This is a genomic window from Deinococcus puniceus (assembly GCF_001644565.1).
GTDB lineage: Bacteria > Deinococcota > Deinococci > Deinococcales > Deinococcaceae > Deinococcus > Deinococcus puniceus.
Map to the genome: position 1 here is coordinate 1,676,101 of NZ_CP011387.1, position 22,591 is coordinate 1,698,691.

Annotated in this window: 18 protein-coding genes; 4 read left to right on the top strand and 14 right to left on the bottom strand. The window is 63.8% G+C overall.

Annotation, left to right across the window (positions count from 1 at the left end):
- Nucleotides 1-35: 35 nt before the first annotated feature.
- From SU48_RS07640 to SU48_RS07695, 12 genes are all read right to left on the bottom strand, one after another.
- Complete coding sequence (locus tag SU48_RS07640; protein WP_064014734.1) at nt 36-2,261, bottom strand: Agd3-related carbohydrate-binding protein; 2,226 nt, start codon at nt 2,259-2,261, stop codon at nt 36-38.
- Complete coding sequence (locus SU48_RS07645) at nt 2,258-3,163, bottom strand: NAD-dependent epimerase/dehydratase family protein (RefSeq protein ID WP_064014735.1); 906 nt, start codon at nt 3,161-3,163, stop codon at nt 2,258-2,260. The genes SU48_RS07640 and SU48_RS07645 overlap by 4 nt, the downstream gene beginning before the upstream one ends.
- 9 nt (nt 3,164-3,172) lie before the next feature.
- A complete protein-coding gene (locus tag SU48_RS07650) occupies nt 3,173-3,934 on the bottom strand; it encodes a nucleotidyltransferase family protein (protein WP_064014736.1) in 762 nt (253 codons plus the stop codon).
- A 156-nt stretch (nt 3,935-4,090) separates the two neighbouring features.
- Nucleotides 4,091-5,140 carry an NAD-dependent 4,6-dehydratase LegB gene (locus SU48_RS07655; protein ID WP_269446942.1) on the bottom strand — a complete coding sequence of 350 codons (1,050 nt, stop codon included), beginning with the start codon at nt 5,138-5,140 and terminating at the stop codon, nt 4,091-4,093.
- Nucleotides 5,137-6,921, bottom strand: coding sequence for a hypothetical protein (locus tag SU48_RS07660; RefSeq protein WP_231881562.1), 1,785 nt, complete (start codon nt 6,919-6,921; stop codon nt 5,137-5,139). The genes SU48_RS07655 and SU48_RS07660 overlap by 4 nt, the downstream gene beginning before the upstream one ends.
- 25 nt (nt 6,922-6,946) lie before the next feature.
- Entirely contained in the window at nt 6,947-8,425 is a 1,479-nt protein-coding gene (pelF, locus tag SU48_RS07665) for a GT4 family glycosyltransferase PelF (RefSeq protein WP_064014737.1), read from the bottom strand.
- 356 nt (nt 8,426-8,781) lie between these two features.
- Nucleotides 8,782-9,048, bottom strand: a complete 267-nt coding sequence (locus SU48_RS07670; RefSeq protein ID WP_064014738.1) for a hypothetical protein — start codon at nt 9,046-9,048, stop codon at nt 8,782-8,784.
- Between the two features lie 208 nt (nt 9,049-9,256).
- Nucleotides 9,257-10,378, bottom strand: a complete 1,122-nt coding sequence (locus SU48_RS07675) for a DUF58 domain-containing protein (protein WP_064014739.1) — start codon at nt 10,376-10,378, stop codon at nt 9,257-9,259.
- Nucleotides 10,375-11,367 carry an AAA family ATPase gene (locus SU48_RS07680; protein ID WP_064014740.1) on the bottom strand — a complete coding sequence of 331 codons (993 nt, stop codon included), beginning with the start codon at nt 11,365-11,367 and terminating at the stop codon, nt 10,375-10,377. The genes SU48_RS07675 and SU48_RS07680 overlap by 4 nt, the downstream gene beginning before the upstream one ends.
- Nucleotides 11,364-12,821 (bottom strand): DUF4129 domain-containing protein, encoded by a 1,458-nt coding sequence (locus SU48_RS07685; RefSeq protein ID WP_064014741.1) that lies wholly within the window; start codon nt 12,819-12,821, stop codon nt 11,364-11,366. The genes SU48_RS07680 and SU48_RS07685 overlap by 4 nt, the downstream gene beginning before the upstream one ends.
- 268 nt (nt 12,822-13,089) lie before the next feature.
- A complete protein-coding gene (gene rpoD / locus SU48_RS07690) occupies nt 13,090-14,871 on the bottom strand; it encodes an RNA polymerase sigma factor RpoD (RefSeq protein WP_064014742.1) in 1,782 nt (593 codons plus the stop codon).
- 695 nt (nt 14,872-15,566) lie between these two features.
- Nucleotides 15,567-16,829: a class I SAM-dependent methyltransferase gene (locus tag SU48_RS07695; RefSeq protein WP_064014743.1), complete on the bottom strand. Its 1,263-nt coding sequence runs from the start codon at nt 16,827-16,829 to the stop codon at nt 15,567-15,569.
- A gap of 272 nt (nt 16,830-17,101) precedes the next feature.
- Between SU48_RS07695 and SU48_RS07700 the strand changes: the two genes are divergently transcribed.
- Nucleotides 17,102-17,785, top strand: a complete 684-nt coding sequence (locus SU48_RS07700; protein WP_082869714.1) for a ribonuclease HII — start codon at nt 17,102-17,104, stop codon at nt 17,783-17,785.
- 143 nt (nt 17,786-17,928) lie between these two features.
- Entirely contained in the window at nt 17,929-18,159 is a 231-nt protein-coding gene (locus SU48_RS07705) for a hypothetical protein (protein WP_064014744.1), read from the top strand.
- A gap of 100 nt (nt 18,160-18,259) precedes the next feature.
- On the opposite strand, the gene SU48_RS07710 is transcribed toward SU48_RS07705, so the two are convergent.
- Together SU48_RS07710 and SU48_RS07715 are read right to left on the bottom strand one after the other, a co-directional pair.
- Nucleotides 18,260-19,174, bottom strand: a complete 915-nt coding sequence (locus tag SU48_RS07710; protein WP_064014745.1) for a GNAT family N-acetyltransferase — start codon at nt 19,172-19,174, stop codon at nt 18,260-18,262.
- Nucleotides 19,175-19,231: 57 nt separating this feature from the next.
- Entirely contained in the window at nt 19,232-19,966 is a 735-nt protein-coding gene (locus SU48_RS07715; RefSeq protein WP_157451118.1) for a hypothetical protein, read from the bottom strand.
- A 136-nt stretch (nt 19,967-20,102) separates the two neighbouring features.
- On the opposite strand from SU48_RS07715, the gene SU48_RS07720 reads away from it, so the two are divergent.
- Both SU48_RS07720 and lepA read left to right on the top strand, forming a co-directional pair.
- Entirely contained in the window at nt 20,103-20,663 is a 561-nt protein-coding gene (locus tag SU48_RS07720; RefSeq protein WP_064014747.1) for an MOSC domain-containing protein, read from the top strand.
- Between the two features lie 82 nt (nt 20,664-20,745).
- Complete coding sequence (gene lepA, locus SU48_RS07725) at nt 20,746-22,551, top strand: translation elongation factor 4 (RefSeq protein ID WP_231881563.1); 1,806 nt, start codon at nt 20,746-20,748, stop codon at nt 22,549-22,551.
- Nucleotides 22,552-22,591: the final 40 nt, after the last annotated feature.

The window sequence follows — 22,591 nt, forward strand, 5'->3', positions numbered from 1 at the left end:
GGTGGGAATCAGAGTTTCAGCTTAACCGGTGCGGCTCAGCGGGTTCTGACGACGATGTCCACTACGGAGTTAATGGTCAGAGGGTAAGCCTCATACGCGCCGTAGACTTTGCCGCCCCACAGGCCAGTCAGGGTAAATGGAACGGGCGCGCCAGCAGGAGTAATCCTCACGGTGTTGAAGGTACGGTTCCAAATGGCCGTGTAAGCGTTGGCTGCCAAGGCTTTCTGTTCGCGGGTGTGGCGCTCCACATAGGCCCCCAGCGCGTCCCACCGCAGGGTGTTCAGGGGCAGCGTGGAATAGCGGGCGTATTTTTCCACGACAGCGTTCACCCAGTCGCTCGCCAAACTCTTGCCGGGGGCGTACTGGCGCAGGTTGGTCTGGTGCATATAGGTGGGCCAAGCCGTTCCATCAAACAGGTGCCCCACGCCCTGCGTGCTGTCTACGTCCAGCAGTTCGGCGTAATCGAAGGCGTGATCCCAGTAGGCCGCCGCGCCGCCCGGTGCATACAGGTTGTTGTAGGAGGTCGTGGCTTCTTCCGGCGTGGTGACATGGTAGCCGAGGCTGTTGGGGTAACGCGGAATGAGCAGCAGGTTGGGGTTCATGGGGTGAGGAACGCCGCAACTGGGGCAACTCGCGTCCCACTGGCTGGCGATGCTGCGGTTAGAGGCCAGATAACGCACGCCGCTGTTGACCGCTGCCGTAATCAGGTTGGGGTTGCTGCGCCCCAGCCCCAAATCCTGCTTGGGCTGCAAGAATCCGCCGTCGTTGTTGTTGCCGTTGTCGGTGGGATCCATATACCCCAGACCACTGTGTTCGCCTGTGACGAGGCTCTTGCGGCTCAGTTGCAGACCCAACTGCGTGCCGATTGTAAAATTACTTACGATAGCCGCCGTGGAGGTGGGCAAATCCATCACGTCCATACGCCAATGATCGCGGGTATGGTTGACCCAATCGAAGTCGTAGGCCATGCAGCGCGACACACTGCTCAGGGCATCCTTGATCTGATCGCCGTACAGTTGGGGGACACAGGTCGCTGGGCTGGACGGAACCGCGCCCCGTCCATTGAACATGACGGCGTACTCAAAGTTGTTGACGACGTTGTAAGCCCTGTCGATCGCCCGCTGCTGATCTCTGGCCCCCAGAGCGTCGCTGGCCGAGAGACGGAAGGGTTCGGAGCGCAGGCCGCCCGTCGCCGGGTCGAAGACGCTGCCATTCACAAACCAATCGTCGATATCGACCTGTAGGAATCGGCGGTGCTCGCCTAAATGCACGCCTTTAGTGAGCCACTGCACCAAGCCATAACCCAAAATTTGGGTGTGAAGAAGCGCTGGATTTTGGGCGCTCGTCAGGATCAGGCGCTCGCGGCCGTCGGTGGCGCTTGTCGCCGCGACGATTCGGCCTGCATCATCGGTCAGCAGGGGCTGAGTGACCACGCCGGTCACAGCTTCGAGTTGGGTGGCGTAGGTATAGGCATTGCGCAGCGGAAGAGCGTTTCCGGTCAGGTCTTTGAAGGCTGTCTTCCCTGCCGCCGTCACGTTCAGGTTTCCGGTGGCGAACTCGGTGCCGGGCACGATCCGCAGGCCGTAATCTTCGGGTACGGTGGTCGGTGCGCCGTACAGGGCGAGTTGCCGCACCTTGTAAGCCTTTTCGTATTCAAACAACGTGGCCCACTCGCTGGTATCGAGCGCACTGGAATAAAAGTTGGGGCTGCTCTGAAAAGTCAGTGCGGCGTCGGTGAGGATGATGCCCTGATACTTGCCCACGCCGTCGCTGGCGATGAGGGACTGTGTCGTCAGGGGCGTGGTGGTGGCGTCCAGCACATCAAACGGCACACCAGACTGGCTCAGCATGGACTTGGCCGAATTGAGTCCGAAATCAGTGGGGCCGCTGCTCAGAATCAGCACTTTCAGGGCCACTTTGTTGGTCTGCGTGTTGCTGGGCAGGGCCTGGGCACTCAGGCGCGTTCCCTGCGGCACGGTCAGGGTGCCCGGAGCTAATTTTGCATTGGTGGGCAATTCGGAACGGGGCACGCCCGGCAGCGCGGCATGAATCTCGTGAATGTGACCCTTTTCACTGGCATGGCGAGAAGCATCGTGATCGTCGTGATCTTGGGGCGCAGAGGCGCTGGGGTCGCCAGAGACCGACTGGTTGAGGGGCATGCTGGAGGGCTGAGAGCAGGCCGCCAAAACCAGACTCAGGGTCAGCAGGGGCAAGAGGCGTTTGAGAGAGCGGGGCACAGAGTTGGCAGGTTGAGGGGTCATATCAGCAATGTCCTAGGAGTCGGAATTGAATCTGGGTACAGGAGGGCGTTGAGGGCGTGCCCAAGGTTCCATTCGGCCACAAAACCGCTGCGGTTCAGGCGGGTAATATCGGCCCGTTGGTACGGCACGTCGCCGCTGCGGGGACTTCCGGGAGCGTCCTCCTGCACTTCTCCCTCATAGCCCAGCAGCTCGGCCAACGTTTGTACGATCTGCCGAACGGGCACCGCCTCGCCGCTGCCGACATTCACCACGCCTGTCAGTGTTTCACCGGGGGAACCGGGTAACAGATGCACCACGGCGCGGGCCACATCATGGGCGGCGATCAGGTCGCGCTGGGCACCGAGCGGGCCAAAGCGCACGCTGGAGCGGCCCTCCCACACGGCCTCACGGAGTTCTTGTGCGGCGCGTCCGGGCAGGCCTGTCGGGGCCATGCCCGCGCCAATCGGGTTGGTCACCCGCAGGGCCAGGGCGTTCACGCGCCCTCCACGGGCCGCTTCCTCGATCATCACGGTGGCGGCCAGTTTGCTGGCTCCGTAGGCCGACAAGGGCCGCGCCGGATCGCATTCCCCGGCAGCGTAGCCCTCAGCGGTGCGGCCATATTCCGCCGCCGACGACAGATGAAGCAGCCGCAGTCCGGCACGCTGGGCCGCGTCCAGCGCGTGGGCAGGCAGCATCACATTGGCTTTGGTCAGTTCGGTCAGTGGCCCGGTGGTGCGCCCAGCGGCGTTCACCACCGCTCCGACCCCTTCCATCAGGGTGTCCCAGCCCGATGGAGGCAGCACCGACAAGTCGAAATCCGGCCCACGCACCTCGTAGCCCGCGCTCAGTAGGGCCGCGTGAATGTGGCGGCCTAGAAAGCCGGAAGCGCCGAGCAGCAAGATTGGAGCTAAAAATTGAGTCATCTCAGGGCCTCAGTCGGCAGCGCTGGGCTGGGCGAGTGCGTCGGCAGTCAGGGCCAGATGCGGCAGCAGGATGGGGGCCATCGTCGCCCACTGCGTGTTGGCGGTGTCGTAGTCCTCAGGACGGCCAATATCCAACCAGTAGCCGCCGAACAGGTCGCTGCCGGGCTGCTCGCCTGCACCCAACAGATCCAGCATCAGGGTGTCGAAGCCTAGCGCCTGACCGGGCGTGTAGCGGCGCAGGGCCTCACGGGTCATGGCGTACACGCCCATGCTGACCTGAAACTGCACCGTAGGCTTCTCGCGGAAGGCCACGATGGTAGTGCCGTCCTCTGAAACGTCCAGCACGCCGAATTCGCTTTTGATTTCGCGGTGATAGGTCGCCACCGTCACGGGGCGGGTGGTCGCTGCATGGCGGCGCAGAAAAGTGCTGTAGTCCAGATTGGTCAGAATGTCGCCGTTCATGACCAGAAAGTGTTCGGGGAGGTCGTCCAACACGGTGAGTACCGGGCCAATGGTGCCCAGCGGTGTTTCCTCGTCGGTGTACGCCACCTGCAGGTCGTAGCGGCTGCCGTCGCCCACGAAGGCGCGAATCAGGTGGCCCATGTGCCCCACGGCCAGCGTGACGCTGGAAAAGCCGTGATGCCGCAACTGGTACAGCACGACCTCCAAGATGGAATAGGTGTCGCCGAGGGGAACAAGTGGCTTGGGAATATGGGTGGTGTAGGGGCGCAGGCGGGTGCCTTTTCCTCCAGCAAGAATGATGGCGTGCATAAAACCTCCGGTGACAGCTCAGGAGAGAAGGTGGGAAGACGGTGCGGCAGACCGAACAGAGCAGTCGGAACACGGGACACAGGGAAAGATCAGCGGTGCGGGTCGATCCTGAGTCCGGAAAGAGGTGCAGTGAACCAGTGGAGTGGAGGGGTGGGACTAAACGGTGTAGGTATCCACGCGGTAGCGGGCGAGATTGGCCGGATCGGTAAACCACTGCGCGGTGCGGCCTAACCCTTCTTCGAGGGACACGCTGGGCTGCCACCCCGTGACCGCGCTCAGGCTGCTGGCGTCAGCAAGGAGGCGCATCACTTCGCTGCCTTCCGGACGAAGACGCTGGTCTTCTTGGGTGACCTCCACGTCGGCCCCCATCACGCGGGCAATCAGGCGCACGGTGTCCCCCACGGTGATTTCCTGGCCCGATCCGGCGTTCAGGGTCTGGCCCAGCACTTCCGGCCCGGCTTCGCCCACCGCACGGAAAGCGCGGGCGGTATCGGCCACGAAATTGAAGTCGCGGGTAGGGCGCAGGTCGCCCAAACGGATTTCACGCCGCCCCGCCGCGATCTGGCTGATGATGGTGGGAATGACGGCGCGGGCCGACTGACGCGGGCCGTAGGTATTGAAGGGCCGCAGCGTGACGACAGGTAGGCCAAAGCTGAGGAAGTAGCTTTCGGCCAACTTGTCGGCCCCGATTTTGGTGGCCGAGTACGGCGACTGGCCCTGCAAGGGGTGGGTTTCGTGGATGGGCACGGTGCGGGCTGTGCCGTAGACCTCGCTGGTGCTGGTATGCACGACGCGGCCCGTACCGAGTTCGCGGGCGGCTTCCAACACATTCAGCGTGCCCGTGATGTTGGTTTCCACATAGGAACGCGGCGCAACGTAAGAGTACGGAATAGCGATCAGGGCCGCGAGGTGGTACACGGTTTGGGCACCCTGCATCAGCGCCCGCACGCTGCCGGAATCGCGCACGTCTCCCAGCTGGACTTCGACGTGCTGCATGGTGTCGGGGCCAACCGTATCGAGCCAGCCATACGACCCCTGAGAGTTGTAAATAGCCATCGCCTTGACGTGGTAGCCCGCCTGCACCAACTGTTCGGTGAGGTGAGAGCCGATAAAGCCGTCTGCGCCAGTGACAGCCACCACCGGGCGGGAAGAGCCAGTGTGGGCAGAAGCGGGGGCAGACAGGTTGGGCATCATGGGGGTAGTCATCGGTAACTCCGGGGATCGTTGAGGGCGCTGAGGGCGCTGAGCATCAAAATGAGGACGAGCGAAATGGACAGGAGCGGCAAGGGGATCAGGGCAGTGAAGGTCAGAACGGCGGCCACGCTCCAGAGTCCGAGCAGGGCAGTCACTTGCCGCTGATTGGCAAGCCACGCGCTAAGCAAGAAGGCGGCTCCCAACAACGCCACCGCCACCTGAACACCGGGCGGAATTCCGCTGAACTGGGGCAAGACCCCCGTGACCTTGACGAGCAAAAGAGCCAGTGCCAACACAGCCGCGTACAACAGCGCCACGGCTGGCACCGTCACGCGCCCACGCCAGCGCAGGTCGGACAGATCGCGCAGACTGCGGGCGGCATGTTGCAAGCGTTCTTGGGCGTGCCATACGCCTGCCTCCAACAGTCCAGCACTGACGATGATGGGCAGCAGCGGCCACGCGCCAACCTGGGCACTGAAGGCCACGAAGGTGAGGGCCATGGCCCAACCGTAGATGGCTAGGCGCAAATGCGGTTTGAAGACGGCCCATGTGGTGGGCAATTCGCCGGGAGCGCGGGTGGCCCTCAGGACGGCCAGCACCGGAAGAACGGCCAGGAGGGCCAGCGCAATCAGGGGCAGCACCAGTGAAGGAGACGCCGCTGCACCGACCATCCCTGCCCCGACCACCGATCTCGCTACTTCTGAAGTTGCCAACTCGGCACTGGCTAGATCGGCACTGGCTAGATCGGCATTGACCAGAGTGGAAGCAGCCACCGAACTGGCCACTTCGGAACCCGAGGTGATCATCGACTCCATCACTGGCAACACACTGGCCTGCACTATGGTCGCGGCCAGCAGCGGCACCGCAAATGCCCCCGCAGACAACGTGATCCGGCCCAGTGCCAGCAAAATACCCGCCGACGCCGTTGCCAGCGCCACCACGCCGCCGCTGAGGGCACCCAGAACGGCCTGATCTGGCCCAGCCAGCAGCACGGCAGTCACGGCTCCGCCCAGCGTGCCCATCAGCCCGGCCAGCCACAGCGCCGCACGCATGGCCCGGCCCGGCACGGCAAACGGTTCGCTGTAGCGCAGGCCAGCAATGGTCATAGACCAGCCCCAGCCAAACGCGGCAGCAAAGGTAAACGCGGCGGATGCACCCTGCCCCAGCGGGCCTGTGATCATCAGACCGGCTAAGCCGGGGAGCAAGTACAGCGGGCCACGCAGCAACATGTGCCACGGAAAATCGGGCAGTGGAGCGCTGGGCAACCGGTTCAGGGCGCGGCCCGACCCCCGCTGAGCAAACAGCAGTTCGGCGGCCTGAAACAGTCCCCCCGCGTTGTAGCGCCCACGCAGCGATTCGTCGCTCAGGCCGTCGGCCTCCAGGTAGGCGGCGATTTCTAGGGCATCGACGGCCAACTCCCGTTCCGGGGCCAGCTTCAGATCCACCTCGCGCAGGCGGTCTGGCAGTGCCCCCGGCGCGGGCGCAGGCCCCACTTCCGAGGTCATTGATACGGGCGGCGCAGCAGGCTGGGGAAAAGGTGGAGTCTGCAACGTCGCGTTGTGCAGAGGGGCCTCGTACAGCGGGGCCAACATCTGTTGCGACCAGCCGTGCAGCGTGGTACGGCCACTGAGGATTTCAAACCCCGTGAGAGGCCGCGCCCCCGTTTGGTTGGCACCGGCCTTGTTGGCACCGGCCTGATCCACTTTGCCCTGATCTGCTCTGGCCCGATCCGCTCCCGTCTGGGCTGTGTCGGCCACCGGGTCGGGGAAAATGGTGCGCAGCGACTGGCTCATGGGTGCCCCCACTGTCTGGGCAGGCTCACAGGCGCTCGCCCCCAGCATTGGCCAGAGCCACCGGATAGGCGCGGCAGTACGCTTGCAGGCAGCCGTCGAGGGTAAACATCTCCATGACGCGCTCGCGGGCGGCGCGGCCTAGGCGGGCACGCAACGGCTGGTCTTCCAGCAAGCGCCCTAGCGCACTCGCCACACCCATCACGTCGCGGGGGCGCACGATCAGGCCAGCGTCGCCCACTGCCTCAGGCACGCCGCCCACACGGGTCGCGACAGGCGGGCGGCCCATCGCCATACCCTCGATGACCGTGTAGGGAAAGCCTTCGCTGACGCTGGTCAGGGCCACGACTTGTCCGGCCCGGTAAGCGTCGGTAATGTCGGCTACCCGGCCCTCGAAGGTTACGTTGCCATCGAGATGCAGCCCCGAGGCTACGCTGCGGCAATGGCGCTCATAATCCTCGTTTCCGGCGGGTGTGCCCCCGAACAGGCGCAGTTGGGCGTGCGGAATTTTGCGGCGCACCAGATCGAAAGCGCGAATCAGGGTTTCCAAGTCTTTCAGGGGATCGACGCGGCCTACCCAACTGACCACCGACCCTTCCGGTTCCGACTCGGCCTCCGGGAACACGCTGGGGTCGATGCCGTTGTAGATGCACTGAATCTTCTCGGATTCGGCTCCCAGTTCTTCTTCCCAGCGGCGGTTGTAATGGGAGCCGGGCAACACCAACGCGGCTTCCCGGTAGGCGAGGCTGCACAGCAGGCGGTAAAAGCGCAGCAGCATCGCTTTGAAGCCGGGGGTATAGGAGGTATGCCGGAATTCGAGGTAGCGCTCGCGCAAGTAGATGCCGTGTTCGGTGAGCAAAAAGGGTGTGCCGTATGTCCAGAGGCCGTTGAGGGCCAACAGCGCGGCAAATCCGTTGCTGACCGCGTGCCCGACCTCGGCTTCGGGTGGCCGGGCGGCCAGTGGGCGAAGAGCGTGTTCCAGCCACATCTGGACGTCGAGCGCGTCGGAAACGGTGGGGCGCGGCAGGCGGGGACGGCCCGGCAGGCGGTCTTCATCCTGGGCGCGGGCCTGCGCCGTCCAGATGTCCAGCGTGAGGCGGGCGGCGCGGCCCCCTTCCAGCACACCCGTGAGCGGGCCTTTAGCCCCTTGCTGAGACAGGGCGCGCAGGGCAACGCCGAAGCTATTGACATCAAGCGTGCACAGGGACTCTAGGAAGTCGCTGTACGCAGACAAAATGGCTCCTTCTCGCTGCCGATCCGTCCGGGTCACAGAGGGCGGCCCCCACAGCGGAACCTGCGTAAAGTTGACATTGCTGGGCATGTCGAGTGCTGGACGTGCAAACGGAATGCCGCTGATGGCCTGCACCGAGAAGGTGTGTTCGGTGAGGCCCCGCACCAATTGATCGACCCACACGCTGACGCCGCCGTGCGCCTGAGGATAGGTACCTTCGGTGTACAGCGCGACGGTCAACGGCTGATGCGGATTGTGGGGTGAACTGAGGGTCATGGAAGCTCTTTGGACGCTTTGACGAGGAGAACTCTCAAAGGGGAAGGGGGAACTGGAGGCCCGTGATCGAGACAGCCATGAGCACTGCCGCCCTAATGAGGAAGCATTGAGAGAAAGTATAGATTTTTTTAGCCATAATGTGAAAAATTTGACTATTTTTGGTAAATGACCACCCGTTGGGTGTATACGTGATTTGAGGGAGAATGACCGGATACTCGTGCCACACAGTCCTGGGCGGCCATCCCACCTGAATGGGGGTCTACCGTCTAGATAAGCCAAAAAAGACGGCCTGTGATGGCCGCCTAGATCTGCGTCTAACGTTTTTTGTTTTTAGAGCCTTAATTCCTTCCAGATTCCTACTCGCCCAGTTTGCCTTCGTCGCCCATATTCGAGCTGGGCGGATCGCTGGCCACCATGCTGCCTGCCGAGGCCACGTCCTGCTTGTCCATTCCCCGGTCTTGAAACTCGCCGGGGGCCTTGCTTTGGGCGTTCACTTCGGCGGCCTGCTCTTTGCGGGGATCAGGCTTGCCCATAAATTGCAAGTCCACGTTGCTGATTTCGTCCTCTGTTTTTAGAGTACCGGCGGCGGGAGTCTGCGTGCCTTGATCTTTGTTGTCGGTCATGTGCCTACGGTAGCAAGCGGAAGTGTACCGGGCCTGAGCCGTTTCTTTAGGTGGGGGCAGGTCAGGCGTCTAAGGTGCTGGGGCGGTAGGGGTTTGGGGCTGGAGAGGCAAAAGAACCGGCCCAGATCGCATGGCCTGCCTTTCCTAGACCCTTCGACCCTAGACGCTTAGACGCCCTTCCGCCGTTCCACAACCGTCGCCCACTCCCCTACCCGCCCAGCCGCAACACACTCTGATTACCGCGCAGCACGAACACCAGCACGCCTGCTCCGGCCAGTGCGCCCGCCTGCCGCTCCAGCTCACGGATAGAGTCGGGGGCGGCCACCCACTGACGGCGTGGGTTTTCTCCGGGTTCCAGATAAAAGCCGTCTGGAATGGCGATCAGGGCGACCCGGCTGGCGGTGGCGCGGGCACGCATGGCCTGCTCAATCAGGGCGCTTCCGGCGCGGGCAGTGAGAATGATCAGGTTGCCGCCTGCGCGAATGGGCGGGATGGTGGGCGAAGTTGAATCAGTTGTCGCCTGTGCCAACCGCAACAGCGCGGCCCGCATGGCTTCGGGGGTACGGCCTATGGGAGTGGCCCCGGCGTTGGAGGCAACGGCAATTGGCAGGTCGAGCGTGAACGATTCCTGCACCAAGCTGGCCGCCAAACGCACGGCGCTCTCTAGATACACGTCGCCGCCCGTGCTGAGGTCAAGGTAAACGGTGACGCTGCTGGCGTCAGTGCGCTCCGGCTCGCGCACCGTGAGGTTGCCCGTGCGGGCCGTGAGCCGCCAATGCACCCGGCCCGGTGGGTCGCCGGGAACGTAGTCGCGCACGCCGCGCAGGCTGATCGGGTCTTCCAGACCGTGCGTGCGAGACCACGCGCCCTCGCTGAGCAGAGGCCGCAACAAGTCAGGGAGCAGCAGGCCGTGTGTGCCGGGATAGACCTCTAATCTGGTGGGAACATTGAGGGGCACAGTGCGCCAGAACAGCCCCAGCGGGTCGGCCCAGCGCAGCGTTCCGCCCGCCCACTCGAACACGCCCCGGCGGTTCAGCGTCAGCATAGTTTGGACTTGATGCACCGCCTCGCCCTGCACCCAGCCTGCCAAAACTGGCACGGTGTCGGCCACCACGGTACGCGGAGATTCGTCTTCGATCAGCACGCGCACAGGCAAGAGGTTGGCTATTCTGGCCTGCACGGTCAGTGGAATGCGGCCCCCCGCAAAGGCGGAAGTGGACAACGTGCGGGACAGCGTGACGGTGGGTGGACGGCGGTAGGCCAGCCAAAGCGCACCCACCAAGAGGGCAATCAGGGCCAGCCAAAACAGCGCGACCAGCAGCAGGGTCATGAATGGGCGAGAGCGTCTGGCACGGGCTGAACTTCTACCGGAACGGGTTCGGCCCGCAAGACATCGGCCACCACCGCCTCTCCCGGCGTCCCCTGAAGCCGCGCCTCTACCCGCAGGCTCAGGCGGTGGGCCAGCACTCCCGGCGCGGCCCGCTGCACATCGTCGGGCGTCACAAATGTCCGGCCTTCCATCCACGCCAGCGCCTGCGCTACGCCCTGCAAACCGAGGCTGGCACGCGGCCCGCCGCCCAGCGCCACCATCGGATGCAGCCGGGTGCGGGCCGCCAACCCGGAGATATACCGCCGAAGATCCTCGGCCACGAACACGCCCCGCACGGCACTCTGAGCGGCCAGCAGATCGGCGGGCGTGGCAACCCCTTCCAGCGCATGAATCGGGTGCAGGGATTGCAGGCGGCCCAGCATCCGCACCTCTTCCTCCAGCGTGGGGTAGCCCACCGACAGCCGCAGCAGAAAGCGGTCAAGTTGCGCTTCGGGCAGGCGGTAGGTTCCCTCATGCTCTACCGGATTTTGCGTGGCAATGACCACAAACGGCGCGGTCAGGCGGTGCGTGACGCCCGATTCGGTCACTTGGCCCTCCCCCATCGCCTCCAGCAATGCCGACTGGGTTTTGGGGGTGGCGCGGTTGATTTCGTCGGCCAGCAGGATGCCCGTGAAAATTGGCCCCGGCACGAATTCGAAGGTTCCGGTGGCGGGACGGTACACGCTGACGCCCGTGATGTCGCTGGGCAAAAGGTCAGGCGTGAATTGAACCCGCGAAAACGGCAAGCCCAGAGAGGCGGCCAGCGCACGGGCCAGCATGGTTTTGCCCGTGCCGGGAGCGTCTTCCAGCAGAATATGGCCGCCTGCCAAGATTCCAGCCAGTGCCAGCGCGGTCACGTCGTTTTTGCCCACCAGCACGCGGGCCACGTTGTCCAGCACGCGCCCGACAAAGGCTGGGGCGGGGGATTGAGAAGCAGTCATGGCCGTCATTCTGCCGCGTCGGAGGAAGCTACGGGCGGCAAAGTAGGCAGTTCGGCTCGAATCGTCCCTTCGGCGGCCTCGGCAGCGTCGGCGTCGGTAAGGCTGACCGAGCCTCCGTAGCGCACCGGGGCGTACACGCGGGCCAGCAGATTCAGCGGGGCGGCCAGCGTGGGCAAGTCGGCGGCGAGGCGGGCGGCGTACCCCTGCGGCGTCTCGTGTGCGGCACGGCCCCGGCCTGCATCGGTCAGCGCAGTTTCGGTATTGCGGTAGGCCACCCGGACGCGGTGCAGGGCGGCGGCATCGGGCGCATCTGGTGTGGTAGGCAGGGCGGCCTGAGCATCGCGGCGACTGGCCCCGCGCAAGCTGAGGGCCGTGTGAACCAACAGCGCGAACACCGCCAGATAAAACAGCAGCGCTGCCCACAGCACCAGATTCAAAAACGATGTCAGGCAGCGTTCTTCGGGGGTAGCTTCACGGGTGTCTGGTTCGATTGGGGCCAACGCCTCGGCCTGTGCGGGGGGCAGCGTTCCGGCCTCTTGACCCGGCGCACCACCGAAGGCCAATGCCACCAACAGCACCAGTGTCAGCACGAGGCCCGCGCCCATCAGCCATTCCACGAGCGTTGCAGGCCGCCCGCGCTGGGCCGGAATGACGCGCAGCAGCAGAAAGAGCGCAAAGAGAACCAAGATTCCAGCCACCAACACCAGTTCACCGGGCGGCGCGGGAATCACATCTTCGGTGATCAGGCGGGGGCGCGGGGCAGGGGGTTGCAGGGGGGCCAAAGTGGAGGGGCGGGCGCTGGGTTCGGCGGGGGGAACTTCAGCCGGAGCTTGGGCCTGCACGGGCGGCGGAGACGACGTATTCCACAGCGGCGCGGGCCGGGGCAACGCAACAGCCAGAGCCAGCGCAAGGGCCACCGGTAAGGCCAGCCAAGCCGCATTCTTCCCCGTCCAGCCCGCACCTTCCCGGCCCAACCAACCCGGTCTGCGGTCATCCAAACCCGGACGCATCAGCGCCCCGCCTGCCAGCGCCAGCAGCAGCAAAGGCTGAGGCGACACCAGACCCGCTGCGAGAACAAAAAAGAGTCCTCTGCGCCGTCCTTCTTCCAGCAGGGACGCGCCCCACGACAGGCCCCCTACGCCCAGCAACCCCGCCAGATACAGCACCAACAGGTTGCCCAAGCCGCCGGAATTCAGCGCCACCGATAAACCGCCGAGGCCCAGCAGATGGCCCACGATGGCCGCGCCCACGATCAGAAACGAAATGAGCAGGCGGCCTTCATGCCACAGCACGGAGCGCACGCCTAGCCCAAACAGCAGGCAAAGGAGCAGGCACGCCCACACGGGCAACACGCCCAGCAAGGCCAAGGGCAACAGCGCCGCGCCGTAGGCCTGCCAAGCTGGGGCATGGGGGACTTCTACCGGCGTGATCTGATCGTCGTGCATGGCGTTTGGGGCAGACATTTTGGGCGAGTGTAGCGTGTGGGGCGGGGGATTTGACTCTGATATGAGGCAGCGTGGCTTTACGCTAGTTCAGACCCGACTTTCGTCGTTGCTTCTTATGGAAGGGCAATCGCTGTCGCTCACTCACCCCCTCCCAGCCTCCCCCCTCAAGAGGGAGGGGCTAAAGGCCCACCCCAACTCACTCGCCCCTCCCCCACCCACAACAAAAACCCGCCCTAGCCGAAGCCAGAGCGGGCAGAACAACCCAGATTTTTAGTCGTGCAGAGGCTCAGTCCAAGAAGTCGCGGAGTTTGCGGGTGCGGCTTTCGTGGTACTTCAGCTTCCGCAACGCCTTGTTTTCAATCTGGCGGATGCGTTCGCGGGTCACGTTGAAGCGTTGGCCCACCTCTTCCAGCGTATGCTCGCGCCCGTCCACGAGGCCTTTGCGGAACTTCAGCACGAGGGCTTCGCGTTCGGTCAGCTTGCTCAGGGCCTTCTCAAGCTCCTCGCTCAGCAGCGTTTTGGCGGCGTTGTCCACGGGCGAATCCAGATTCTCATCCGGAATGAAATCGCCGTAGAAGCTGTCTTTTTCGTCGCCAATCGGGGTTTCCAGTGACACCGGCTCCTGACTGACCTTCTGCACTTCCTCGACTTTGGTGGCGTCCCAGCCCGGCCCCATCGCTTCGGCAATCTCTTCGTGCGTGGCTTCGCGGCTCAGTTCCTGCTGAAGCTGCCGGGCCGTGCGCGTGAGTTTGTTGATGGTTTCGACCATGTGCACCGGAATGCGGATGGTGCGGGCCTGATCGGCAATGGCGCGGTTGATGGCCTGCCGAATCCACCACGTCGCATACGTGGAAAACTTGTAGCGGCGGCGGTATTCGAACTTCTCGACGGCGCGGATCAGGCCTTGGTTGCCTTCCTGAATCAGGTCAAGGAAGCCGAGGCCGCGTCCGGTGTACTTCTTGGCGATGCTGACCACAAGGCGCAAGTTGGCTTCGATGAGTCCCTGCCGGGCATTCGCGCCGTCTTCTGTTTGGCGCATCAGGCGGCGGCGGCCCCGGTCATCCATCTCCAAGTCTTCGTCCAGCGTCTTGCGGGCGGCCTCGCCTTCCTCAATGCGGCGGGCCAGCGCGATTTCTTCTTCCAGCGTCAGCAGGGGCACGCGCCCGATTTCGTGCAAGTACTGGCGCACGGGATCGTTGCTGACGGCGCGGGGCATGTCGTCGAAGTATTTTTCTTCGTCGTCTTCGGTGTTGGCCGCCGCCCGGTTGATCGGGCCACCCTCTTCAGCCTCATCCGCCTCGTCGTCGGTGTCCTCGTCGTCCTCGTCCACGTCCTGCACTTCGATGCCCTGTCCGGCAATAAAGAGCTGCATGTCTTCAAAGGCTTCGGGGCTTTCGGGGTCTAGGCCGCTGGCTTCGAGGGCCACACTCAGGGCCGCCGCGATGTCCTCGCTGGACAGAATGCCTGCCGCCTTGCCCACTTTGAGCATGTCCTGAATGCTGGGGTGGGCGTGGTAGGGCTTGTCGGCGGCGCTGCCCTTGCCGCTGGGCGCGGGTTTGGGAGCCGCTTTGCTGGCCGCAGTCTTGGCCGGGGCTTTGGCGGCAGCCGTTTTGGGCGCAGCCTTGGCTTTGGCCGCAGGCTTGGGCGCGTCCGCTTCTGCGCCAGCATCCGAGCCAGCGTCAGCTTCTGCCGCGCCGTCATCGGTCGTGGCGGGAGCCGCTTTGGCCGCTTTGGGCTTGGCTGCGGCCTTTTTGGGAGCGGGCTTGGCCGGGGCAACGTCGGCGGCGGTTGCTTCGGCACTGTCCGGGTCAGCGTCTATGGCAGCCTCGGTTTTGGGTGCAGCGGCCTTTTTGGGGGCAGGCTTGGCCTTGGCGGGCGCTGGGGCAACCTCAGCAGCAACTGGCACGGCCTCCGCGCCGCTCTCCGCATCAGGCATGACGGCACGGGTGCGCGGCTGGGTGCGGGTGCGGGGCTTATCGGGGGTCTTGATACGGCTTTCTTCGGGGGCGGCAAGCGTCGCCGCTGCGGAAACCTTGCTGCGCGTGCGGGGTTTGGTGGAATCTGCCATGCGGCCTCCTGAAACGTCAATATTGGATGTCAGAGTGTAGATCAGCGGGTCGTATTTTCCGGGCCAAAGTCAGAGCGGCAAAGAGGTGGCAACAGTGTTGAGAGCGGTATGCCAAGCGACCTAAACAGGGCCAACACGGTGGACGTCGGACTCGGGCCGGAAACGTAGGGCTGAGAATACAGGAGAAGGAGGGGGGAAAAGCGCCTGAGCGGAACACTTGAAGCGGGAAATGTGCAACGGTGGCCTGAACGCGGGAGAGCGGGCAAAAAGCCCAGAAGGAAGGTCAGCGCAGGCCGGAGCGCGTCAGTCTAGCAAAGTGTCCTGTTCTCCGGCGACAGGGCAAACGTAGACTGCCCCTCACGGTTCACGGAGAGGCGGGCGTTTGACGGTGGGCAGAGCGGGAGAAACAGGGTCAACATTTCAGGTACGGGGTGAAACAGAGAAAGGTTCCCGGTGACGGGCGCAGTGTCTTGAGCGGGCCTTTAACCAGAGCAACTGCTTGTTTTTGATTGGCAACACTCCAAGTTGGAAGGTGAACCCCCCCGTTGCTTCGCAACGCCCCCCTTATAGGTGGGGACAACAGCAGTTGTGCTCCTTTAAGGGGGCTGGCTGTGAAGCAGACTGGGGTTTACACGTAACACCGTCTCTTAACGCTCACTGAGCTGGGCAAGTTTCACACAGAGCGATTCACTTGACTACGCTGACTTACTCGCCGCCAACACCTTAAACCCACCTTCCCGCAGGAGTTCCCGCACCGGGCCGACGTCCTGCATCGTGGGTTCGTAGGGCAAAGGATCGTTGGCAACCAGATACAGCGTGCCACCGGGCACAAGGCGGCGCACAGCAGTCTGAATAAACTCGCGGGCCACGTCCAACACCACGCCGCGCCCCACATGAAAGGGCGGATTGGTAAGAATCAGATCGAAGGTGCGCTGGCCCAAGCTGGCGTCTACATCGGAGTGGATGCACTCACCTGTCAGGGTGTTGGCGTGCAAAGTAGCTTCTGCGCTGCGCACGCTGGACAAGTCACCGTCTACCAGCGTCACTTCTGCCCCTTGCTTGGCCGCCCACGCGCCGATCACGCCTGTGCCGCAACCAAGATCCAGCACGCGCTTGCCCGCCAAGTTCAGGGTTCCGGCCTCTACCATCGCCGTCAGGTGGGCCAAAAACAGCGTCGTGGCCTTGTCCAGCCGTCCGGCGCTGAACACTCCGGGCAGGCCCGTCACCTGAACACCGTAGGCTTCGTAGGTTTCGGGGGCAGGCAAGGGCGGCGTCTGGCCGGGCCGCCGGATCAGTTTGGCCACGCGCATTCCACCGTCGCGGCCAATGGTTTCGCCTGTACCGAACGCCGCGCCCGCTGCACGCACGTAGCGGTCAAAGCCCTTGTCGCGGTCTCCGGCGATATACAAGGTGCCGCCGGGGGGCGTGCAGGCGTGCGCCCACCCCACCTGCGCCATCGCGTAGTCGGTGCCCCGGTCTCCGGCCAGCACGAGTGCCACCGTCTGTGCCCGCGTGGGCCATTCGGCGCTCAGGTTGTCGCCCGGACAGGCCGCCCGCGCCTCTATTCCCGCTGCTTTCAGGGCCGCCAGTGCTGCTGCCGAACCTTCCACAGCCCGCAAAGTCACGCCCGGCAGCGATCCGGTCAGGCCGCCCATCGCGGTCAGGTCAAGCACGTCGCCGCGCACCTTTTCCCGGCGCATGGTCTGCACCATGAGGGACTGTGCCCCGTCCACTTCGGGGTAGCCGCGCACGCCGGGCTTGGTAAAGGCGTGCAGGCCGTCTAGGCGAGGGGCGAGGGCAGCGGGGCGTGCGTCGAAGTAACTGTACCGCTGAACCACATGGATGCTTTTTGGCACAGAAGGACTGCCCGTCCCAGACGGCGTGCCCGCCGCCCTGCCCGCCGATTTATCCGGGCCTCCCCGCGAGACTCTGATTTTCTGTTTGCGTGTGCCGGTCATGCGTTCCCGTTTATCACATGTGGCCCCGGCAAGGTGGGCAGCGCAGACGGACGCCATGTCTAGTCAACATTCTTCCTCGGCACCTATGTGTAAAGGCCACATTACGCCAACACCCATTCTTTGCCCATCCCAGCTGTTTAGGCTACAGGTGTACCACAACTTAAGACCGACCGGGTGAAGTCGGTTCATCCGCCCGCCAGCACCGCAAAAGCATACGCGCCGCTGGCGGAGCTTTTTGATGGCTGCTGGCGCGGGTGCGCTAGCCTAAGGTCGTGTCTTCTCCCGTACCGTCCGTGACTCCCGATTGGGCCTTCGAGCGCGAGCATTGGCGGCGCGGCGCGTTCCGGGTAGCGGGCGTAGACGAGGCGGGGCGCGGGGCGTGGGCCGGGCCAGTTACGGTGGCGGCAGTCATTTTGCCCGGTCTGGCGCTGGAGTATCCGTTTAGGGACAGCAAGCAACTGACGGCGGCTCAGCGGGAACGGTACGCGGCGCAGGTGAAGGAAGTGGCCCTGACGTGGGCCGTAGAACACGCTTGGCCCGACGAAATAGACCGCCTGAACATTCTGGGAGCCACCCACGCCGCCGCCGCCCGTGCCCTCGCCCGCCTAGCTCCGGCCCCGCAAGCCCTGATCACCGACTACCTGAAACTCCGCACGCCCCTCCCGCTGACCGCCCCGGCGCGGGCCGACGCCCTGAGCTACACGGTGGCCGCCGCCAGTTTGCTGGCGAAAACCGAGCGTGACCGCCTGATGACGGAACTGGAGGCCGAGTATCCCGGCTACGGATTTGCCGCCCACAAGGGCTACGGCGCTCCCGCCCACCGCGCCGCTCTGGAGCAACTTGGGGTCACGCCTCAGCACCGCCGCACCTTCGCGCCCATCGCCCGCTTGCTGGCACAGGACGGATCGGGGAGGCTGTTCGGGGCCGCTTCCTCAGAAGGCCTTGAGGAAAACTAAAGAAAAGGAATCGGCGCCCCTTCCGTAGGCATTCCCGCAGAACCCCTTAGAGAGCCGGGTCACATTGGCATAGATTTAGACATGAACGGCCCCGCACCGGGCGGGCGGTTCAGACGACCTCAACTGGTTCAAGGAGCGTCATCATGGACAACCGCAACATTTCCAACCTGCTCACCATCGCCGGATTTGCCTCCATTCTGGGTTCCATCGCCATCTGGGCCTCTCAGGGCGGACAGGGCAAGGACGCCGAAACCCGCGCACACGGCGAACGCTTCGGCATCTTCGTGGGCTTATGGGCACCCACCTTCTTCATTCTCGCCAACCGCTACAACCGCGCCGCACTGGAAGATGGGCGCAAGATTTTTGAGAACTGAGCTTAGATCTAGCGGGCTTCTCAACCTAAATTAAAGTTGTCGCAGTGGGGCTAGCGCGTTTTTTCGCCCTTTCTGCGACTTCTTTTGCGTGGCCTACCCGTCACGGCTCAGCTTGACGGCCCGAATCCGGGTTGGAGCCAGACTCCGTTGCGCTTCTTTCCTCTTGAGGCGGACGCTCCCAAGCGGTCTGAATCTCGGTGGGCCGGAATCCGGCGCGTTCGTACAGGCGTTGGGCATGGTAGGCCGGGTCTGCCACGATGACCAAGGTTTGGGCGTTCAGGTGGGTGCGTGCCCACTCGCCTGCCCGGTGTACCAGCGTGCCCGCCAGTCCCAGCGAGCGCGTTTCCGGGTGCGTCTCGACATTCTGGTAGCGCGTGACGCCGCCCGCCCGGTGTGCCCCGTCTGCCGAAAACACGCCCAAGCCCGAATACATCTGACCTGTGGGGCCAAACGCACCGAACACGGCCCCCCGGCCCCGGTGCTGGGCGGCGCGGGCCGCGTCCAGCTTGCGAGCGGCAAAGGTCTGATAGCCCGCCGCCTCGTGCGGTTCCGGATCGGCGGCGTTCACGGCCATCCGCAGGCCCAGAGCCGCTTGCCAGTCGGCATCTTGCGTGGCGTCCAGTGGCCGGAAGTTCAGATCGGTGTTGAGGGTACGGGGCGGCACGGTCTGGGACGTGGTCAGAACAGTATCGCGGTGCAGGCTGAATCCGGCGTCCACGAACTCCTGCTGTGCGCCGCCCTCGCCATCGGTGGTATCCAGCCCGAAAGTGACGTGCCGGGCCTGCGGGTGCGCCTGCCGGAACGCCGCTAACCAAGCGGGCAACTCGCCCACACGCGGAGGCCGGGGCATCAGCAAGAAGTTGCCCCACCAGAACGTAGGATTGCTGGGCGTGGCGACCCGAACAACTGGCCCCAGATCCGCCAGTTCCAGCACTTCGCAGGAACCGCCCTCATGGAACCGCACGGCCAGATCGGTGTGGTAGCCCAGAGAAAGAGGTTGCTGAAACTCGGTCATGCGCCTCAGTATGAACCCGCCCCAGCATGAACCCGGCGCTTGAGAGCCGCAGCCTGCTTACGGGGTCACAGGCAAATACCGCCAGTTCACATTCGCCAGCGTGTGGGAACTAGTCACGGTGGCAATCGGCGCGTTTACCGAAGGCTGCCCGGTGCGGGTTTCCAGCGAATTCCAGCCGTGCTTGAGATCGTAGTTGACCTGCACAGAGCCTTCCAGCGTGCTGCCATCGGCGCGAGTAAACGTGCAGTTCAGCGTTCCGGTGAGGCGCACGTCGCGGTCAGCGTAGGCGTGGGTGCGGGTGGTGATCAGAATATCTTGCGAGGTCAGGCGGTTGCCGATGGCGGCGCTGGCGGGCATCAGATGGCCCGTGACCGCTCCGCCCGCACCGTCGGCGCTGAAGGTGCCGCCACTGAGAACCAATACACGGGCATTGGGCGTGCTGGCAACGGGTTCGCCGCTGCACTCCACGCCGCTGACCTGATCGGGCAAGACGCTGGGCACGGTGGGCAGAACCTCCAGATTGCTGCGGCTGGGCAGGCTGGGCAGCGAGGGCAGGGCCAGCCGATAACTGCCGTCGGCGGCCACTGCTGCCGAGGCGATGGCCTGCGCCCGCCCATCTACGGAGGCCGTGAAGACGGCGGTTCCGGCACTGGGCGGAAACACGACGACACCTTTGGCACTGACGCCCACGCCGCTCTCTGGGCCGACAGCACCGCAGGCACTCAGCGTTGCCGCGCACAGGAGGGCGGGCAACAGGCAGCGGGACAGCGGGGCAGATGGGGGGCGTCTCATATGTCTCGTTCAATCTTAACGTTCCACTCTTTCAGTAAACGCACAGAGTTGTGATGATACCCGGCTCGTGACAAATCCTGCTTGCCAGATGGTCAGACCGCCTGATGCGGCAAACTTGGGGCAGACTGGAGACAGGATGACAACCTCTGCTTTTGCCCCGGCCCATATCGTTTCGGTGGCGGCCAGCCCTACACACGGCTTCAGCAAACAGCCTGTGCCTAGCGTGCATCTGCTGGCCGGAGTGGGCGTGCAGGACGACGCGCACGCGGGCCACACCGTAAAACACCGTTCCCGCGTGGCCGCCGATCCCACCCAGCCCAACTTGCGCCAAGTCCACCTGATTCATGCCGAGTTGTTGGATGAATTGAACGCGGCAGGCTTCGGCCTTCAGCCCGGCGATCTGGGCGAAAATGTGCTGACACGCGGCGTAGACCTGCTGGCGCTTCCGATAGGCACGCGGCTGCATCTGGGCGCTGAGGCGGTGATCAAGGTCACAGGCTTACGGAATCCTTGCAGTCAGATCGAGAACTTTCGGCCCGGCTTGTTGGCGGCGGTGCTGGGGCGGGATGAGGACGGAAACCTGATTCGCAAGGCGGGAATTATGGGTGTGGTGGCAGTGGGCGGCGAGATACGACAGGGCGATTCCGTGCAAATAGAACTGCCGCCGCTGCCTCACCGGGCGCTGGAACGGGTCTGAATTTCGGCCTCCGCCAAGGCTTAGTCGGGGCTCTGTTTGCCCGCGTCCTATTCCTTTTGCCGCCTCCCGCTACACTGCTAGGGTGAATGTTCGGAATTTTTCAATTATTGCCCATGTGGATCACGGCAAATCGACGCTGGCTGACCGCATCATGGAGCGGCTCGGCGCGATGGGCGAGCGAGACAAGCGCGACCAGACCCTCGATACGCTGGAGCTGGAGCGCGAGCGCGGCATTACCATCAAGTCCACGCCTGTTCGCCTGACCTATGTGCGGCCCCCGCAGGAAGACGGCACGGGCGGCGAAAGCTACACCTTCAACCTGATCGACACGCCGGGGCACGTGGATTTCAACTACGAAGTCTCGCGCAGCCTCGCGGCCTGTGAAGGTGTGCTACTGCTGGTAGACGCCTCGCAGGGCGTAGAAGCGCAAACCATCGTCAACGCTTACCTTGCCATCGACAGCAATCTGGAAATCATTCCGGTCATCAATAAAATTGATTTGCCCGCCGCCGACCCGGAAGGCGCGGCGCAGGAACTCGAGGACGTGATCGGCATTCCCGCCGAGAGCGCCGTGTTCGCGTCCGGCAAATCGGGCATCGGCATTACTGAGATTCTGGAAGCCATCGTAGACCGCATTCCGCCGCCCCCCGGCGACCCGGAAGCGCCCCTGAAAGCCCTGATTTTCGATTCCTTCTACGACGCCTATCAGGGAGTCATTCTGTTCGTGCGGGTGCTGGAAGGCACGCTGACGCCCAAGCAGCCCATCATGCTGTTCAACTCCGGCAAAACCTTCGATGTCGATAAATTGGGCACGTTTACCCCCGGTCTGATCGTCAGCGACTCGCTTCCGGCGGGGGCTGTGGGCTGGGTGGCGGCAGGAATTAAAGACATTCACGACGCGCAGGTGGGCGACACGCTGACCCAGAAAGACCGGCCCACGCCGGAGCCTTTTCCAGGCTTCAAACCCGCGCAACCCGTGGTGTTTTCGGGCCTGTATCCCACCGACACCGAGGATTACCGCAAGATGCGCGACGCGCTGGAAAAGCTGAAGCTGAACGACGCGGCGTTTACCTTTGAACCCGAAACCTCGGAGGCGCTGGGCTTCGGCTTCCGCTGCGGCTTTTTGGGCCTGCTGCACGCCGAAATTATTCAGGAGCGACTGGAACGCGAATACGATCTGGACTTGATCGCCACCGCGCCCGCTGTGGTGTACCGAATAAGCCTGACCAACGGCACCATTTTCGAGACCCAGAACCCGGCAGAATTCCCCACCCGTGACCGCATCAGCGCCACCGAGGAGCCCTACATCAAGCTGAGCATCATGTTGCCTGAAGAACACGTGGGGCCCGTGATGCAGCTTTTGCAGGAGCGCCGGGGCAGCATGATCACCATGAACTACGTGGGGAAGCGCGTGGAACTCCTCTACGAAGTGCCGTTTGCCGAGATTCTCTACGATTTCCATGACCGCCTGAAATCCATCAGCCGGGGCTACGCCAGCATGGATTACGAACAGATCGGCTACCGCGACGGCGACCTGCGAAAAGTGGACATCATGGTAAACAACGAAATCGTGGACGCCCTCGCCGTGATCGTGCATGAGGACAAGGCGTATGGGATTGGCCGTAAAATCGTGGACAAGATGGCCGAAGTGATTCCGCGCCAAATGTTCCCCGTGCCCGTGCAGGCCACCATCGGCGGCAAAATCATTGCCCGCGCCACCGTGAAGGCCTACCGCAAAGACGTGCTGGCCAAGTGCTACGGCGGCGACATCAGCCGCAAGAAGAAGCTGCTGAACAAGCAGAAAAAAGGCCGCGCCCGCATGAAGCAGATCGGGACGGTAGAAGTGCCGCAGGAAGCGTTCTTGGCGGTGCTGAGTACGGACGAATAAGTCTTAAACACATAAGAACAAAGGGCGCACCAGCAGGAAT